The 18,515-nt window shown below is 40.7% G+C and carries 15 protein-coding genes; 3 read left to right on the forward strand and 12 right to left on the reverse strand.

What is annotated here, in order from left to right; translation table 11 throughout:
* Positions 1-74 precede the first annotated feature (74 nt).
* The 5 genes from secF to queA form a co-directional block, all read right to left on the reverse strand.
* Positions 75-1,022 carry a protein translocase subunit SecF gene (gene secF / locus AAGD16_RS13575; RefSeq protein WP_013465987.1) on the reverse strand — a complete coding sequence of 316 codons (948 nt, stop codon included), beginning with the start codon at positions 1,020-1,022 and terminating at the stop codon, positions 75-77.
* A gap of 9 nt (positions 1,023-1,031) precedes the next feature.
* Positions 1,032-2,891, reverse strand: coding sequence for a protein translocase subunit SecD (gene secD / locus AAGD16_RS13580; protein ID WP_013465988.1), 1,860 nt, complete (start codon positions 2,889-2,891; stop codon positions 1,032-1,034).
* Positions 2,892-2,910: 19 nt separating this feature from the next.
* Complete coding sequence (gene yajC / locus AAGD16_RS13585) at positions 2,911-3,246, reverse strand: preprotein translocase subunit YajC (protein ID WP_193049314.1); 336 nt, start codon at positions 3,244-3,246, stop codon at positions 2,911-2,913.
* Positions 3,247-3,272: 26 nt separating this feature from the next.
* On the reverse strand, positions 3,273-4,400 hold the full coding sequence (gene tgt / locus AAGD16_RS13590; RefSeq protein ID WP_028835575.1) for a tRNA guanosine(34) transglycosylase Tgt: 1,128 nt from the start codon (positions 4,398-4,400) through the stop codon (positions 3,273-3,275).
* 139 nt (positions 4,401-4,539) lie between these two features.
* Positions 4,540-5,571, reverse strand: a complete 1,032-nt coding sequence (gene queA, locus AAGD16_RS13595; RefSeq protein ID WP_013465990.1) for a tRNA preQ1(34) S-adenosylmethionine ribosyltransferase-isomerase QueA — start codon at positions 5,569-5,571, stop codon at positions 4,540-4,542.
* A 458-nt stretch (positions 5,572-6,029) separates the two neighbouring features.
* Here queA and AAGD16_RS13600 point away from each other — a divergent pair, with 458 nt between their 5' ends.
* Complete coding sequence (locus AAGD16_RS13600; RefSeq protein WP_013465991.1) at positions 6,030-8,561, forward strand: EAL domain-containing protein; 2,532 nt, start codon at positions 6,030-6,032, stop codon at positions 8,559-8,561.
* A gap of 187 nt (positions 8,562-8,748) precedes the next feature.
* A complete protein-coding gene (locus AAGD16_RS13605) occupies positions 8,749-8,952 on the forward strand; it encodes a hypothetical protein (protein WP_008114823.1) in 204 nt (67 codons plus the stop codon).
* A 47-nt stretch (positions 8,953-8,999) separates the two neighbouring features.
* Here AAGD16_RS13605 and AAGD16_RS13610 read toward each other — a convergent pair whose 3' ends face one another.
* The 7 genes from AAGD16_RS13610 to AAGD16_RS13640 all read right to left on the reverse strand — a co-directional run bounded on the left by AAGD16_RS13610 (position 9,000) and on the right by AAGD16_RS13640 (position 17,624).
* Positions 9,000-9,917, reverse strand: a complete 918-nt coding sequence (locus tag AAGD16_RS13610) for a hydrogen peroxide-inducible genes activator (RefSeq protein WP_013465992.1) — start codon at positions 9,915-9,917, stop codon at positions 9,000-9,002.
* 81 nt (positions 9,918-9,998) lie between these two features.
* Complete coding sequence (locus AAGD16_RS13615; protein ID WP_008114819.1) at positions 9,999-11,267, reverse strand: inorganic phosphate transporter; 1,269 nt, start codon at positions 11,265-11,267, stop codon at positions 9,999-10,001.
* Positions 11,268-11,306: 39 nt separating this feature from the next.
* Positions 11,307-11,981 (reverse strand): TIGR00153 family protein, encoded by a 675-nt coding sequence (locus tag AAGD16_RS13620; RefSeq protein ID WP_008114817.1) that lies wholly within the window; start codon positions 11,979-11,981, stop codon positions 11,307-11,309.
* A 150-nt stretch (positions 11,982-12,131) separates the two neighbouring features.
* Positions 12,132-12,833 (reverse strand): phosphate signaling complex protein PhoU, encoded by a 702-nt coding sequence (gene phoU, locus AAGD16_RS13625; protein WP_008114815.1) that lies wholly within the window; start codon positions 12,831-12,833, stop codon positions 12,132-12,134.
* Positions 12,834-12,877: 44 nt separating this feature from the next.
* Positions 12,878-13,705 (reverse strand): phosphate ABC transporter ATP-binding protein PstB, encoded by an 828-nt coding sequence (gene pstB / locus AAGD16_RS13630; RefSeq protein ID WP_008114812.1) that lies wholly within the window; start codon positions 13,703-13,705, stop codon positions 12,878-12,880.
* Between the two features lie 19 nt (positions 13,706-13,724).
* Complete coding sequence (gene pstA, locus AAGD16_RS13635) at positions 13,725-15,374, reverse strand: phosphate ABC transporter permease PstA (RefSeq protein ID WP_013465994.1); 1,650 nt, start codon at positions 15,372-15,374, stop codon at positions 13,725-13,727.
* 15 nt (positions 15,375-15,389) lie between these two features.
* Positions 15,390-17,624, reverse strand: coding sequence for an ABC transporter permease subunit (locus AAGD16_RS13640; RefSeq protein ID WP_024601956.1), 2,235 nt, complete (start codon positions 17,622-17,624; stop codon positions 15,390-15,392).
* A gap of 356 nt (positions 17,625-17,980) precedes the next feature.
* Between AAGD16_RS13640 and AAGD16_RS13645 the strand changes: the two genes are divergently transcribed.
* Positions 17,981-18,487 (forward strand): glycine cleavage system protein R, encoded by a 507-nt coding sequence (locus tag AAGD16_RS13645; protein WP_013465996.1) that lies wholly within the window; start codon positions 17,981-17,983, stop codon positions 18,485-18,487.
* Positions 18,488-18,515: the final 28 nt, after the last annotated feature.

The following is an 18,515-nucleotide window of genomic DNA, read 5'->3' on the forward strand; positions in this document are numbered from 1 at the left end:
ATATGTCTTACACGCTAAGCAATAAAAAACCGCTCACAAGGAGCGGTTTTTTAAAAAGGATAATTTAATCTCAATTAAGGCATTGAGTCTAAATCGGCACCTTCTTTTTCAATCACCTCTGGTATTAAATCTTCTTTACTTACGCCCATGGCAATAGCCACCGAGCTGGCAACGTAAACTGAAGAATAAGTACCAATAAATACACCAAATAATAGTGCGGTAGCAAAGCCATGAATAGTTTGGCCGCCCCATACAAAGAGTGCAATCAATACTAAAATAGTGGTAATTGATGTAACTAAAGTACGATTAAGTGTTTGCGTAAGTGACAGGTCAATAATTTCAATGGTGTCGTCAATACGTACTTTACGGAAGTTTTCACGGATACGGTCTGATACAACAATGGTATCGTTTAGTGAGTAACCTATCACGGCGAGTATTGCAGCCAAAATAGTTAGGTCAAACTCTAAACCAAGCACCGAGAATAAACCAATCGTAATGATTACATCGTGTAATAGTGCACCCACCGCACCTACAGCAAAGCGCCATTCAAAGCGAAATGCCACGTAAATTAAGATACATATAAGCGCAGTTAACATGGCAAGGCCACCCTGCTCTTTTAAGTCTTCACCTACGCTTGGGCCTACAAACTCAATACGGCGCATTACTACGCTATCATCAGCTTGTTTAAGGGCAGCAATTACTTGGTTACCAATCACTTCTGCTTTTACATCATCACCACGAGGGGCTAAACGGACCAGTATTTCTTGGCTTGAGCCAAAAAGCTGTACCGATGCATCAGCAAAGTCGTTTTCAGCCAGTACATTACGTACTTTTTTCAGATCGGCAGGTTGTGAAAAACCTACCTCAACTGCTGTACCGCCGGTAAAATCTAAACCGAAATTTAAGCCTTTAACAAAAAGTGACGCCAGCGACGCTATGATTAATAACGTAGAAAAGCCCATTGCCACTTTTCGAAGAGACATGAAACGAAGGGTTTTTCCGCCCAATCTTAAAATTTGCATGTCTGCTCCTTAAATTGAAAGTTTATCAACACGTTTACCACCAATAAATAGGTTGATCACCGCACGGGTACCTACAATTGCTGTAAACATAGAGGTTAAAATACCAATTGCTAGGGTTACCGCAAAGCCTGCAACAGGACCGGTACCAACAGCAAACAAGATAATCGCCGCAATTAATGTGGTGATATTGGCATCAAAAATAGTACTAAAGGCACTATCGTAACCAAAATGAACCGCTTGTTGAGGGCTGCGGCCATCAGCGAGCTCTTCACGAATACGCTCAAATATAAGTACGTTCGCATCAACAGCCATACCCACGGTTAATACAATACCTGCGATACCCGGTAGGGTAAGCGTTGCACCTGGAATTAACGACATTACACCAATAATAAGTACTAAGTTGGCAGCCAGTGCGATATTCGCAACAAGACCAAAACCTTTGTAGTAAATAAGCATAAAGGCCAGTACAAATGCAAAACCTAAGGCTACAGCGGTCATACCTGCTTCAATGTTTTCTTGACCTAGGCTTGGCCCAACCGTACGTTCTTCTACTATTTGAATAGGCGCAACCAGCGCACCCGCACGAAGTAGTAAACTTAAGTTATGTGCTTCAGCGGGGTTATCAATACCGGTAATACGGAATGAACGGTCAAGACGCGCTTGAATGGTTGCTACGTTAATCACTTCTTCCACTTTAATCGGTGGAAGTGCTTTACCTTCGCTATCTTTTTTACCCGATGGCTTGTACTCAATAAATACGGTAGCCATACGTTTACCAATAGCACGTTTGGTGAAGGCATTCATTTTTGCCCCACCTTTACTATCGAGTTTAATGCTTACTTGTGGACGCTGGTACTCATCTGCACCTGACTGCGCGCCAGTAATATGGCTACCTTCAAGAATAATGCGCTTTTTTAGTACCACAGGATAACCATCACGGCTCATGATCATTTCAGTACCCGGTGGGATACGACCTTGAGCAGCGGCGCTTATGTCAGCATTTTCGTCAACTTCACGAAACTCAAGCGTGGCCGTAGCACCTAAAATCTCTTTAGCGCGAGCGGTATCTTGAATCCCTGGTAATTGCACAATAATACGTTCAGCACCTTGCCGCTGTACGTTTGGCTCTGCAACCCCAATTTGGTTGATACGGTTACGAATAATCGTTTCGTTTTGCTTGATGGCATAGTCACGAATTTCTTTTAGCTTTAGCTCACTCATAGTGGCAAAGAATGCGTTATCGTTACTGCTATCATCAATGTAAACGTTTAATGGGTAACGGCTTTCTAAAAAGCGCTCTGCGGCTTCTTTGTCTTCTTCGTTACGCATTTCTACACGCATACGCTCTGAGCCTGCTACACGGCGCACACTACGATAACGTAGTTTTTCTTCGCGCAGGTCGCTACGAAAATCTTGCTCCATTTGCTCAAGCTGATTATCAACCGCAGTGACCATATCGATTTCCATGGTGAAATGTACACCACCACTTAAATCTAGGCCTAACTTCATTGGGTTACCGCCAAGCGACTTTAACCAAGCCGGTTGTGCCGGTGCCATATTGATAGCTGAGATATAATCGTCACTAAGCGAGTTACGCAATAAGTCTTGCGCTTTTAGTTGGTCTTCAACGTTTTTAAAACGAACAAGAATTTGTCCGTCTTCGAGTTTCGTCGATTTAGCGCTGACGTTATCTTTTTTGAGGATTGCGTTTACTTTGTCTACAACACTGAGGTCGACATCGGTGCCTTTAGCGCCAGAAACCTGTATGGCCGGATCGCGGCCATACAGGTTTGGTGAGGCATATAAAAGGCCAATGGCTAACACAGCTAAAACAAGTAAATACTTCCAAATTGGAAACTTGTTTAACACGGGGTCGTCCTTATTATTTTTATAGCGACTTCATTGTGCCTTTAGGCAATACAGCAGATACTGCTGATTTTTGTACTGTTACTTCTGCTTGCTCATTTAATGAGATCACGATGAAGTCTTTATCTTCAGCAATTTTTACGATTTTACCTACTAAACCACCTTGGGTTAGCACTTCATCGCCTTTTGCCATCGCGCTCATTAAGCTTTTATGCTCTTTTACGCGCTTTGCTTGCGGGCGGTAAATTAAAAAGTAAAAAACCAAACCAAAAATCGCTAACATAATTAGCATTTGCATAGTACCACCAGCTGCAGGTTGACCCGCTGCTGCATGTGCGTTTGAAATAAATAAACTCATAATACTTCCTCTTTAATTTTTAAATTTTAATTTGTTGTATCAGCTAGCTCTGGCACTTCTTGGCCTCGGCGAGCGTAAAAATCGTGGACAAATGTCTCTAGTTGACCTTCGCTAATAGCATTACGCAAACCTTCCATAACACGTTGATAGTATCGTAAGTTATGGATAGTGTTTAGTCGTGCGCCAAGAATTTCGTTACATTTGTCTAAATGATGCAAATAAGCACGCGAATAATTCTTACAGGTATGGCAATCACACTCTGGATCAAGTGGGCCAGTATCTGTTTTATGCACTGCGTTACGGATTTTTATGATGCCAGTTGTAATAAATAAGTGACCGTTACGTGCATTGCGTGTTGGCATTACACAGTCAAACATATCTATACCACGGCGAACCGATTCAACTAGGTCTTCTGGCTTGCCAACACCCATTAGGTAACGCGGTTTGTTTTCTGGCATTTTATAAGCACAATGATCAAGAATATTAATCATTTCATGTTTAGGCTCACCCACCGATAAACCACCGAGTGCATAACCATCAAAACCAATTTCTTCAAGGCCCGCTTGTGACTGTGCACGAAGCTCAGGATACATACCGCCTTGAATAATACCAAACAATGCTGATGGGTTGTCGCCATGCCCTTCTTTAGAACGCTTAGCCCAACGAAGAGAAAGCTCCATAGAGTCTTTGGCTTCTTTTTCTGTGGCAGGGTACGGCGTACATTCGTCAAATATCATCACGATATCTGAGCCAAGATCACGCTGCACTTCCATTGACTTTTCTGGCGACATCATAATTTGGTCACCATTTACAGGCGATTGGAACATCACGCCTTCTTCAGTGATTTTACGCATTGCACCAAGGCTAAATACTTGGAAACCGCCTGAGTCAGTTAAAATTGGGAAGTCCCAATTCATAAAGTCGTGTAAATCACCATGCTGTTTAATGATTTCAGTACCAGGGCGCAACATTAAGTGAAATGTATTGCCCAAACAAATTTGTGCACCCGTTGCTTTTACTTCATCAGGTGTCATACCCTTAACCGTGCCGTAAGTACCTACAGGCATAAACGCCGGTGTTTCTATTACACCTCGGTCAAAAATCAAGCGGCCGCGGCGCGCTTTACCATCAGTGCAGTCTAATTCAAATTTCATAATATCCTCTGTGTCGGAAAAACAGTCCAACAAGCTATAATTTAACCGCTCGATTCTACCCTTTTTACCACCCTATTACTATTAGCAGTGAGAAATTCACTATGCTTAGGAGTAAAATAAAAACCGATAACGCTGTAAATTATTTACGGGTCAAAAACATCGCATCACCATAGCTAAAAAAGCGATACTGTTGTTCAATCGCCGTATTGTAAGCGCCCATAATGTTGTCTTGCCCTGCAAAGGCACTAACTAACATGATCAGAGTTGATTCGGGTAAATGGAAGTTAGTTACCATGGCATCAACAACGTTAAATTGATAACCCGGAAAAATAAAGATATCGGTATCGCCAAAGTAAGTATCTAGCTTGCCGCCATGTATTTTTGCTGCAGACTCAAGTGAGCGTACTGAAGTTGTACCTATAGCAATCACACGTCCGCCTTTGGCTTTGGTGCTTGCAACCGCATCAACCACATCTTGTGGCACTTCAATATATTCAGAGTGCATGATGTGCTCATCAACACTCTCAACTCTTACAGGCTGAAAGGTGCCAGCACCAACGTGCAAGGTTACAAACGCCATTTGCACGCCTTTATCTTTGAGCGCAGCCATGAGTTTATCGTCAAAATGAAGACCTGCCGTAGGTGCAGCAACAGCGCCTGGCTTTTCGCCATATACCGTTTGGTAACGCTCACGGTCGGCTTCGTTATCTGGGCGGTCAATATAAGGAGGAAGCGGCATGTGGCCGACATCATTTAAAATATCGAGCACATTTTCACTGCGGTCAAACTCAAGCTCAAACAAAGTATCGTGGCGTGCCACCATAATAGCTTTTGCTTTGCCCTCTAAAATGAGTACATTACCTGGCTTTGGGGATTTACTCGCACGAATATGCGCAAGTACGCGGTGTTCGTCTAATACGCGTTCAACGAGTACCTCAACTTTACCACCAGACTCTTTTTGACCAAACATACGCGCAGGTATAACCTTGGTATTATTAAAAACCAGTAAATCGTTTTCGTTTACAAGCTCAAGTATGTCACTAAATATTTTATGCTCAATCTCACCAGTTGGCCCGTTTAGGCTCAATAAACGGCTACTCGTTCTATCTGCTTTAGGAAAACGAGCAATTAATTCATCAGGTAAGTCAAAGCTAAAATCAGCTACGCGCATTGTTAGAATTCCACATCATTTAAAATCGCGCCAAGTGTATACCCAAACCACCTCAAAATGCGAGTTTCAGTTGGAATTAAAAGCGATTTAGGCAAGGCATTGATTGCAAATAATAGTGGTTCTATTATTAATATCAATAACGCAGTATAAATCGCTTTTAAACCAACCCGTGGGCGTTTCACAGGGGCATACTCTCATCGTTGCTACTTCTTGAAAGGGATTACCATTACTGCAAAGTATCGCCTTGATATTAAGCCCCTGTGAAGCGCTGAATTCTGCATTTTGAGGTGGTTTGGGTATTTAACTATTACTAATGAAGCTCAAGATAACTCCTATATTCTCCCTAATTAGCCACCAATGAACTACATTTAAAATAGCGGTTAAATACGCTTGTTCTTATCGCTAAATATCATTACTCTTACTGTTTTATGATCTGCATCTCTCGGAGTGGTACCTACGTGGCAAAACAGCTTAAATTGCTAATATTGAATGCAAGTAATGATGAGCGCCAGACTATTCGTGCCACGTTAGAGAGGCTTAATGTGTTTGAGTTCATTGAAGCATCAGACAGCCAAGACGCCCTAAAAATATTAAAAAATCAAAGCGTAAATATAATCATAACCGGCTTAGATGTAGGTAAAATTGATGGTTGGCGGTTTTCCCGTATGATCCGCTCTGGATTACTAAACACGCCTAAAAACACGCCTATTTTGCTAATTCCGCCCATTTATTGTGAGCGAATCGCCGAGACTACTGCACGAAGTTATGGCATAGATGCGGTACTGCCTTTTGAGCGCCAAGATATTCTGCCGCAAATACTCGCAAATGTGTTGTCGAGCCATTTAGAAAAAAGTAGTCGCTTAAACCTGTTGTTATTAGAACCCTTTGCCAGCAGGGCAAATGATATGAGTGAGCAATTAAAACTTAACTTTGCTATCACCCATGTCACAACTGAAAAAGCGGCGCTAAGTGCTTATAATCAGCAGCCTTTTGCTATCGTGCTACTGGATGCCACAGCGGCACAAGCAGAAAGCTCAAATCAATTAGTCGAAAAAATTCTGCAGCATAACCCTCAGCAAGCCATTGTTACTATTATTGATAAAAACGATGCCGATTACGCAGAGCAGTTATTACTTTCAGGCGTTACCGACTTTATTCGCGCCCCTTACGACCCCTCATTTTTAAATAAAGTCTGTGACCACGCAGCTCGTCGTGAAGACTTTATGGTCAGCTATGCTGAATTTGCCAATAAAGTGCAGCAATTAAGTATTAGTGAAGTAAAGTATCGCGACCTGTTTTCAGCACATCAACGTATTTTATTGCACCTAAATACCGTGGTGCTTGAGCTAGACCAGCAAGGCAATATTCGCTTTATAAACCCTGCATGGGAGTCTTTGAGTGGTTTTGGGGTTAAATCGACCTTGAAACAGCCATTAACTGCATTTTGTACCAAAGAGTATAAACAGTCATTACAATCCACTATTGATGACATTTTACAAGGTGGCGCAAATAAACAAAAAATAGAAGTTAAACTGCAACAAAAAAATGGCAATTCGGTGTGGGTTGAATGCCGCCTCCAGCTAATAAAAAATAGCAGTAATAACGCGACCATTACCGCCACACTCGATAATATTCATGAGCGTAAGCAAGCTGAGCTTCAATTACGCCATTTAGCATTGCATGACACGTTAACCGGCCTACATAATCGTTATTACTTCGACCAACAACTTAACTATATTTGTCAAAGCGAAAATACCTATGCAAATATTGAGCATGCGCTTATTTATATCGATCTTGATCACTTTAAAATAATCAACGACAGTAAAGGCCACCAACAAGGCGATATTGTTTTAAAAGAAGTGGCACAACTGTTTATTGCCAATATTAGTAATGAGCACCTGATCTGCCGTGTGGGTGGCGATGAGTTTGCGGTGATCCTTAAAAACACCAATTTATTAGACGCACATTTAATTGCAGAGGGGATTTGTAGTGCCATTGAAGGCAACCAATTTAAGTCAGAAGATCAAGTGTATTCAATTAGCTGCTCTATTGGCTTAACACAAATTACCGCTGATAACTGCGACCCAAATGAATGTTTAAAGCAATCAGATATTGCGTTATATATTGCTAAAAATTTAGGCCGTAACTTAGTACATTGTTATTCAAAACAAGATGGTGAAAACAATGCGCTGCAAACGGGCTTAGAATGGGGCCATGGCGTACGCCAAGCTCTACAACAAGACAGTATAGAACTTCATTATCAACCCATTTGGGATTTTAAAACTAATCAGGTTGCTTACTTTGAAGTACTACTGAGATTAAAGCTCGACGACGAACTTATTTACCCAAATCAGTTTATTCCCTCATTGGAAATGCTTAACGACACCTTTTTAATGGATCAATGTGTTATTCGTAACAGTATTGCGAGTGTTGCTGCGCACCCAGAGCTTCTTCAGGTTGCAATAAATTTATCGGCACAGTCATTTTTAGATGAGCGTTTACTGCCGTTAATAGAGTCGAGCCTCGAAAAATACCAAGTGTCTCCGTCAAAAATTATTTTTGAAATAACCGAATCGGCTAGCATTAATAATTTGGCTGCCACTCGTAAAATGATTGAACGGTTAAATAATTTAGGCTGCCACTTTTCGATTGATGACTTTGGTACCGGATTTAGTACCTTTAATTATCTTAAACAATTACCAGCCCAACATGTGAAAATTGACGGCTCATTTGTCCGCGATATGCTTAACGACTCCATTGATTTAGCGCTAGTAAAAGCTATAAACGACATCAGTCGGTCACTAGATAAGCGCTCTGTGGCTGAATATGTGGAAACCGCTGAAGTATTTTTTGCACTCAAAGAAATAGGCGTAGACTACGGGCAAGGCTATTTTATTGCTCGCCCTGTCCCTATCGACAAGGTACTGATTGAATTAGAAAAAATAAAGAACAACCCTATTTTTTATCAAGATACCCTCACATCACTATAAACATTAATAAACAAATTTAAGCAATTTATTACTACCAAAATTGCCCATCTAACCTATACTTTGCTTATCGGCAGCACAATGTCATGAAAATTAAGTGATTACCTTGATTTTACATGACATCTTTATTTCTTATCGTCTAGATGTCTATACTCTTAAAGATGGACATTTGGTCATAAGGAGGATGTTTATGACGCAACTAATCACGTTATTATTGTTTATACACTTTGCTATTGCGCTTCAATGTTACAAGTATGCCCAGATTAAAGGCTACCCTGTAAAAACCTTTACAGTGCTTGGACTGGTGCCTTACTTCAATGTTGTTGTGTGGGTTTACTTATTGTTTTTACCGCCTCTAGAGAGCTACCATGGCCAGCACAAGCAGCCACTTTAATTCCCTGTGTTATTGAGCGTATTATCTCTAATACGCTTTTTTTTACGTTACTTAAAATCAACACTGCACTGCTTTTTCAAAAAGACCTCTAACTGTTGGCTAAACAATTTAAAGTCACGAATCCGCCCCGTTGTTTTGCGCCACAGTACACCAATATCACGATAGGCATCACCTTGTGATGGCGTAGCAAGCATGTTTTTGTTTTCTAAAATACCCGCGTTAATCGCCATTTGCGGTAAAAAAGTCACGCCAAGTTTGTACTCAACCATACTCAATAAAGTATGTAAGCTAGCTGCCTCAAAGGGATTTATACAGCTAGAGCGGTTTAAATGGCACGCACTGAGCGCATGCCCAGTCATACAGTGCTCTCGCTCAAGTAAAAATACACTCGCTTCTGGTAGTAAATTAAAGTCTTCAATGCCTTTAGCTGGTGTGTAGTCTTTATGGTGCACTAAGCTAAAATGATCTTGTGCAAGTACTTGTGTATGAAATTTATCGGTTTCGTAGGGCAGCGCTAATAGTGCCAAGTCAATTTGCCCATGCTCTAACTTATCAAGTAGCTTGTCGCTGGTATCCTCCACTAAAACTAACTCTAAGTCAGCAAACGTTTGCTGACAAAAGTGATAAAGAGGCGCTGCAATAAAGCTCGCAATCGTGGGAATAACACCTACCGTTAATGTGCCGCTAAGCGGCGTTAAAAAGCTTTTGGTAAGCTCTTTTAAGCTAATAGTGTCGTTAATGATTTTTCTTGAACGCTCAACAACCTCTTCACCAATGGTGGTAAACATAAGGCTGCGATTTTCTCGTTCTATAAGCTGACACCCTAAGGTCTCTTCTAAGTTTTGAATTGCGGTGCTCAGCGTTGACTGGCCAATAAAGCAGGCACTTGCTGCGCGGCCAAAATGTTGATGCTGATGCACAGCTAATAAATACTGTAGCTGCTTTATACTAGGGAGATTGGTCATTTTTCTTTCCACAAATAAAAAGACCCCAACACCAAGGGCGTTGAGATCTTTTCAAGCTAAAAGTCTTTTAAGTACTTTTTATTAAACCCCAAAAGCGGTTCTTAGTACGTAGAAAATAACAATAGCAAGGGCAGCACCAACTGGCAATGTAATTACCCAAGAAACTACAATATTTCTTATTACACCCATATTAAGTGCGGCAATACCACGTGCCATACCTACACCCAACACGGCACCCACTAGGGTTTGTGTGGTTGAGATAGGTAAGCCTGTGCCCGATGCAATAACAACGGTAGATGCAGCAGCTAATTCAGCAGCAAAACCACGGCTTGGTGTTAAATGTGTAATTCCTTCACCAATGGTTTTAATTACTTTTTTGCCTAAAATAGCAAGACCGGCAACAATACCTAAACCACCCAGTGGTAATATCCACCAAGCAATAGCCGCTTTCTTCGCGATTTCACCATTATTTTCAACAATGTTTACAACAGCAGCTAGTGGTCCAATTGCATTAGCAACATCATTAGAACCATGAGCAAATGCCATACAACAGGCTGTTAGCACCATAAGTACTGCAAACACTTTTTCTACATTGTTAAACTGCATTTCTCTATCCGCTTTAGGATCGATATTTAAACGAGAAATCGCAATTTTACCAATAACAGCAACTAGTACCGCTATACCTATAGAAATAGCAAAACCTTCAAAGGTACCTAAATTAATACCAATGTGCTTTAAGCCTTTTTTAATGGTCACAAGTGCCATAATAAAGCCAGCTAAACCCATGTATATTGGTACAAAGCGCTTGGCATTTTTAAGTGGAGCGTCTGTATCAAATATCAGCTTTTGCGCACTCATAAATATTAAGTACGCTATAAAACCTGATATCGCCGGCGTTACAATCCAGCTACCTACGATACCGGCAACCTTACCCCATTGAATAGCCTCTGTGCCTACTGCAACCAGAGCAAAGCCAATAATAGCGCCAATGATTGAATGAGTCGTCGATACCGGCCAGCCTAAAAACGAGGCCATTAATAACCAACTGCCCGCGGCAAATAAAGAGGCGATCATACCTAAAATCATCAATTCAGGAATGTCGGCAAATGGGGCCGCATCAATAATCCCTTTACGAATTGTTGATGTTACTTCACCACCGGCTAAATAAGCACCTGCAAACTCAAAAATCATCGCGATAAAAATCGCTTGTTTAATGGTAAGTGCTTTTGAACCTACTGATGTACCCATCGCGTTGGCAACGTCATTTGCGCCAATACCATAAGCCATAAAAAAGCCGACTGCTGCGGCAATTAAAATTAATACCGTGCCGTAAGATGCAATGATATCCATTGTGTAACCTTAATCTTTCGTGTTTGAACTGATTTTAAATTAACGAGCTAACATCAGCTCAAGACGTGATCCTACGCGCTCTGCAATATCTGCAAGCTCGCCAACCCATTCAATGATTTTGTATAAAAACATTACATCTACTGGATTTAGCTCACTTTCTACTTTACGTAGTTGGCGGCGTATTCTAATTTGCATTTCATCCGTGTCTTGTTCTATGGCATCCAATTCTACGAGCATTTTTTCAACCAGAGTAACTTCTCTGCCTTTAAAGCCCGTTTCTAACAATTCTTCTAATTCATTAATCGCTTTAGATGCTTGTTTTGTTGCATCAACACAACGAGTTACATACGCCAAAAAGTCTTCTTGAATCTCTTTTGGTATGATCATCTCACGACCAATTACACGCCCAGCAATGTCTTTTGCCTTATTAGCAATTTTGTCTTGTTGGGTTACTAATTCGAGAAGGTCTGTACGCTCTACCGGCATGAATAATCCGCCAGGTAGTTGTAAGCGTATAGTTCTTTTCATTTCATCGGCTTCACGTTCTAAATTACGAATAGTTAAACGTAGCTCTTCAGCTTGTTGCCATTCTTCTTTAAAAACATGATTAAAAAAAGGTATCAAACTTTCGCTTGCTTGATGCGCTTTTCTGATGTGTTCTTCTATTGGTTTTATAGGTGATTTTGCAAAAACACCTAAAAAATTTGTTGGCATAACTGACCCTTTAATCAATTCAATATGCTGTTCAGCGTGAATTTTACAGCATTAAGCTAGATTGTGAACGCTTTTTCTCATTCAATTATTTACAAAAAATAAAAAAGGCAGTGTATTACTGCCTTTCTTATTTTCTAGTTATTCGTATCACTACAGTGATTTTTCAATATCTTCTTGAGATGTATGACGAATATCTTTACCGTTTACAAAATAAATGACATATTCAGCGATGTTTTGACAACGATCACCGATACGCTCTAATGAGCGAACAGACCATACTAAATCCATAATTTTTGGAATTGAGCGCGGATCTTCCATCATGTACGTCATTATTTGACGGGTGATAGCTTCATACTCTCTATCTACTTTAGCATCCTCTTTATGCACTTCAAATGCACGTTGCACATCCATACGTGCAAATGCATCTAAAACGTCATGCAGCATTTTAGATACTTGGCGACCCATATTTTCAATATTTACTAATAAATCTTGTTGATCCTTAGTAAATGAGTCTAGTGCAACTTTAGCAATTCGCTTAGCTTCATCACCAATTCGCTCTAAATCAGCAATGGTTTTTGCTATTGCAATTACTAAACGTAAATCACTGGCTGCCGGTTGGCGCTTAGCAATAATACGGGTGCAATCTTCATCAATACTGACTTCCATTGCATTAACTTTGTAGTCGTTTTCACGTACTTTTTGTGCCAATACCGCATCGTTTTTGCTAACTGCATCAAGCGCGCTATTAAGTTGTTGCTCAACCAACCCACCCATACTCAGTACATGGTTTCGCACATCTTCTAACTCTTGGTTAAAACGACCAGAAATATGTTTATTAATGTTGTGTTCCATAATGACCTTCTTTAATAATTCATTGTTTTAGCGTTTTAACCCGACTAGCCGTAGCGTCCGGTAATATAATCTTCAGTTTTTTTCTTCGTTGGTGTGGTAAATAAGGTATTGGTATCTGAATACTCAATGAGCTCACCCATATACATAAACGCGGTTTGATCAGATACCCGCGCTGCTTGTTGCATGTTATGAGTAACAATAACCACAGTAAATTTATTCTTTAAATCATTAATTAGTTCTTCAATCACTAGAGTTGAAATCGGGTCGAGTGCTGATGTTGGTTCATCAAGTAATAATACTTCTGGCTCTATCGCAATTGAGCGAGCAATAACTAAACGCTGCTGCTGACCGCCCGATAAACCGAATGCGCTATCGTGAAGTCTGTCTTTTACTTCATCCCATAATGCCGCACCACGTAGCGATTGCTCTACCACTTCATCAAGCTTACGCTTTTCTTTGATCCCTTGCAGGCGAAGACCGTAAACCACATTCTCGTAGATTGATTTAGGAAACGGGTTTGGACGCTGAAACACCATGCCAACATTACGACGAAGCGCAGCAACATCTACGCTTTTGTCGTAAATATTTTGCCCGTGCAGCATTATTTCGCCTTCTATGCGACAAATATCAACCAAGTCATTCATACGGTTAATACAACGCAGCAAAGTTGACTTACCACAACCCGACGGACCGATAAATGCCGTTACTTGGCCTTTCGGAATGTTCATATTTACTTTACTCAGTGCTTGTTTATCACCGTAGTAAAGGTCGAGATCTTTAATTTCTAGCGCTTTTTGTTCGTCTGTTAAATTATTTAAATCTAACTTCAAGCTTGGCTTTGCTTGGTTTACTTTTGGAGCGACTGTAATCATGTTTGTTACCTATACTAAATTAATGCTCAAGCGATCTGAATTTTTCACGTAAATGGTTGCGTATACCAATGGCGGTGATGTTAAGGGTAATAATAACCGACACTAACAAAAAGGCCGTTGCATATACCAGCGGACGCGCCGCTTCAACGTTAGGGCTTTGAAAGCCAACATCGTAAATATGAAAACCTAAGTGCATGAACTTTCTATCTAAGTGTATGTAAGGGAAGTTACCATCAAGCGGCAACGTTGGTGCCATTTTTACCACACCCACCAGCATAAGCGGTGCAACTTCACCCGCAGCACGAGCAACCGCTAAAATTAACCCCGTCATAATAGCAGGACTGGCCATAGGAATAATGATTCGCCATAACGTTTCTACCTTAGTCGCGCCCAGTGCTAATGAACCATCACGTACTGTGCTTGGAATACGAGATAAACCTTCCTCGGTTGACACAATTACCACAGGCAGAGTTAATATAGCCAAGGTGAGTGCCGACCACATCACACCGGGTGTACCAAATACAGGCGTAGGCGATGATTCTGGGTAAAATAGTTGGTCAACACTGCCACCTACCATATACACAAAGAAACCTAGACCGAATACACCATATACAATTGACGGAACACCCGCTAAGTTAATAACCGCAATACGGATCATTTTAGTAATTGCGTTTTTAGCTGCATATTCATGCAAATAAATAGCGGCAACCACACCAAATGGCGTCACAATCACAGCCATTAACATCACCATGAATACCGTACCAAAGATAGCAGGAAATACACCGCCTTCGGTATTGGCTTCACGTGGGTCATCTGAAACAAACTTGCCTAACTGCACAAAGTAATGGCCTAGTTTAGCAAAAAAGCCCATATCGTTTGGAAACCATACATCCAACACTTGATAAAGCGGGATAGTAACAATCTCACCACGCATATCTTTCACAGTTACTTGGTCACGCTTAGCTTGGTTACGCAGTGCAAATAACTCTTTTTCAAGCTCACCATATTGCGCACGTAAATCAGCACGGGCTTGAGCAAGTTCAGCTACGCGCTCATCAGTTAGCTCGTTATCAAGCAAATAGGCTTTTTCCTGCAAACGTAAACGCTCTAACTCGTAGTTTATATGACCAATATCACCATTTTGTAAATCCAGTGCTTCGTCATTTAAATCAACCGCACGCTCTACAAGATCATGTAATGTTTCAACTTTATCTGTAGTTATTGTTTCACCATCTTTAATTACTGATTCTACATAACCGTAAAAGTTACCGTTTTTGCTACGCTCAAATACCGCGAGTGCTTTTGGTGCTGAGCTTTGTGTAATATCAGTTTCAAGTATCCAGCGAAAGTCTAAATCTACATACTCACGGTTACCGGTTTTAATTAGTAAACGCTCAACCTCGTCTTTTTCAAATTTAGAAACATCAATACCGGTTGCCGCTAAACGCGACTTAGGTACTAATTCACGGTCGTAAATTTCACCAATAACGGTTTGTTTAGTAATCGAGCCTTCAAGCTCATATTGCATAACTTGAGATGGCCAAAAAAAGCTTAATCCCTTCCATGCAATCATGGCGAGTAAACCAATTACTGAAATTAAACTGATGCTGACGGCACCACCGGTCATCCAAATCCAAGGAGAACCAGACCTAAACCACTGCTTTACCATGTCGTGTTTCTCCACTTACATTGAGCTATATTTTTCACGCAGCTGCTGACGAACAAACTCAGCAACTGTGTTGAAAATAAAGGTAAATATGAATAATACAAAGGCGGCTAAGAATAGAATTCGATAATGCGAACTCCCCACTTCCGACTCTGGCATTTCGACGGCAATATTAGCGGCTAAGGTACGCATACCTTGGAAAATACTCCAATCCATAATCGGCGTATTACCGGTTGCCATCAGTACAATCATGGTTTCGCCTACGGCGCGACCTAACCCCATCATAACCGCAGAGAAAATACCTGGGCTAGCCGTTAGTAACACCACGCGAATTAGCGTTTGCCACTGCGTTGCACCTAATGCTAACGATCCATTGGATAAATGCTTAGGAACGCTGAATACCGCATCTTCCGCAATTGAGAAGATAGTGGGAATAACCGCAAAGCCCATCGCAATACCAACCACAAGCGAGTTACGCTGATCGAAAGTCATACCAAGCTCATTGGTTAAGTATTGACGCACATTGCCATCAAACATCCACAGTTCAATACTTTCGCTCATCGCAAATGACAACCAACCAATAAATAACACCACAGGAATTAATAAAATTGAATGTGAGCCTTCAGGAATTTTATGGCGAATAGCTGCAGGTAATTTAGTCCAACCTAAAGCGGTTGCTAAAATACCTAATGGCAGTAATACGAGTAAGCCAACAATAGCCGGCAGGTGCTCTTCAATTAAAGGCGCTAACCACAAGCCAGCTAAAAAGCCGAGTATTACCGTTGGCAAAGCTTCCATTATTTCAACGGTCGGCTTAACTACGCGACGTAATTCGCTCGACATAAAGTAAGCGGTGTAAATAGCGGCTGAAATAGCAATAGGCACAGCAAATAACATTGCATACATAGCAGCCTTTAAAGTACCAAATGAAATTGGTACCAGTGAGAACTTAGATTCAAAATCATCACTTGCAGACGTTGATTGCCAAATATAACCCGGCTCAGGGTAACCCTCGTACCATACTTCTTGCCAAAGCGCTGACCACGTAACTTCTGGGTGTTCGTTATGAATTTCTAATACCGTTAGCTTGTTATCAGCCAAAATCAACGCGGCATTTGAACGCGGAGCAATAGCAAACTGTTCAATTGCACCTTCACTGACTTTACCTTGCCACAACTTTGCTTCACTGGTTGTGTAATAAACACCTAGCTCACCATTTTGACCAGTTGTAAAAAAGGTACGGCGGTAGAATTCAGTAAAAACATTGAGCTTACTTTGCTTAGTGGTTTCAAACGAACGAATTTTTTGAAACTCGCGACCTGAGTCAGTGTTTACTTCAAACCACTGCGATATTTCACCATTATCATTGGCCAGCATCAGGGAGTTAGCACCAGCTAATAATTGTGATGACACAATATTAGCGTTTTCTTCGTTGGCAGATAATAATTGGATTTGCTCTACTTCACTTGGGTAGCGAGTATCGAATACGTAAATTTGATTAGCAGAGCGAACAAATGTGCGGGTGGTATCCGGCGACATTAATAACTCATCTACGCGACCATCAACGTTCAATTCGGTACGTTCAACTTGCCATTCGACTTCACCGGTAAACATATTTTCTTCGGCTACAAAGCTGCTAAATACCACACGTTTATCGGCGGTAAGTGCCACAACGGCTGTTTTGTCCTCATAATGGCTAAAGGCAAAACGCTTAATAGCAGCACCTTGTTCATCAACTTCTAACGCCATCTCACCCAATGGATAACCTAAACGCGGGCTTAATTTACGTTCATTATTAGGGAAGGTGACTAAAAACTTAGGCGCAACAATAGTCACGGTGCCATTTTCTAAGCCATACGCATAATGACCTTGAAAAGGAGCACTATTTGCAAAGCTGGTTACCTTCGCAGGTAAAGTGGCATTAAGTGTTTTTAGTTTTTTACCAAAGTTTGCTTTATCAACACTATAGAAGTTAACTTGACCTTGATTATCAAGTAAGTAAGCAACCTCAGTTTGCTCTTCAACACCAAGCCCAACTATTTGCTCAGCATTAGCAACATTAAAGCTAGCGCGCTTTTCAACTTTAGCTGACTCGAAAATAGGCTGCACTACATAAAGAAGGTAAAAAAAGATCAATAGCAGTGCTATTAATACCATTATACCGCCTGCGGTTATGCCAAACTTAGCAAACCGGTCTTTAAATAGACGGCTTCGATCCGTATTAAAAGTCGGTTTATTCGGATTTGAAGTCATCAAAACACCCTTATATCTTAACGTTGGGCGCATTATATTTCATCAAAGTGACAGTAATGTTACAGTCGTAATAATTCTTTACTGGAACCACAAAATAATATTAAAGTATTGTTTTATTAAATAATTGTATTTATTTATGTGTTATTAATAAACTAAATCAATTATTAATTGGACAAACTATTTATCCAAGACAATACTCAATGGGCATCTAATATAACAATAATAAAGTAACCTATTAAGATATAACAATCCTTTTGTGGTTAGCTTTTACATACATTAAGAATCACATACATTAGATCGCATCACTTAATGCCTATGCATTTATTTTTTCATTTGGGCTTAAAAAGAGAACTATTATGAAGCAGTTGGTAATAACCATTTTAGGGGAAGATCGCCCCGGTTTAGTAGAAAGTATTTCATCGGTTATATTGGAAAACCACGGTAATTGGTTAAGCAGTAATTTAAGTCATTTGCTTGGCCACTTTGCTGGCATTATACAAGTTGAGGTGGCTGAAGAGCATTTACAGGCATTTCAAGATGCGCTTAATGGGCTTCCTAAATTAGATGTCCGTATTGAAAAAGGCAACACCGAAATTGAGCCTGTTGAACTCGAGCAGCTTAATTTTGTGATCACCGGGAACGATCGTCCCGGTATTGTCCAGGAGTTGGCAAGTGTTATTCGTCATAAAGGCGCTAATATTACGAACTTAAACTCAAGGCAGCAAAGTGCGCCAAACTGGGGGGTGCCAATTTTTAGTGCCGTTGCCACCGTTAGCCTGCCTAATGGGCTTAACAAAGACGAAGTAATTAACGCTCTTGAGTCGATTACGAGTGACTTAGTGGTTGATGTAGAGCAAAGTTAAATGTGCTCTATTATTTTAAACACGAAAA

The sequence above is a fragment of the Pseudoalteromonas sp. M58 genome, from assembly GCF_042604605.1.
Taxonomy (GTDB): Bacteria; Pseudomonadota; Gammaproteobacteria; order Enterobacterales; family Alteromonadaceae; genus Pseudoalteromonas; species Pseudoalteromonas tetraodonis.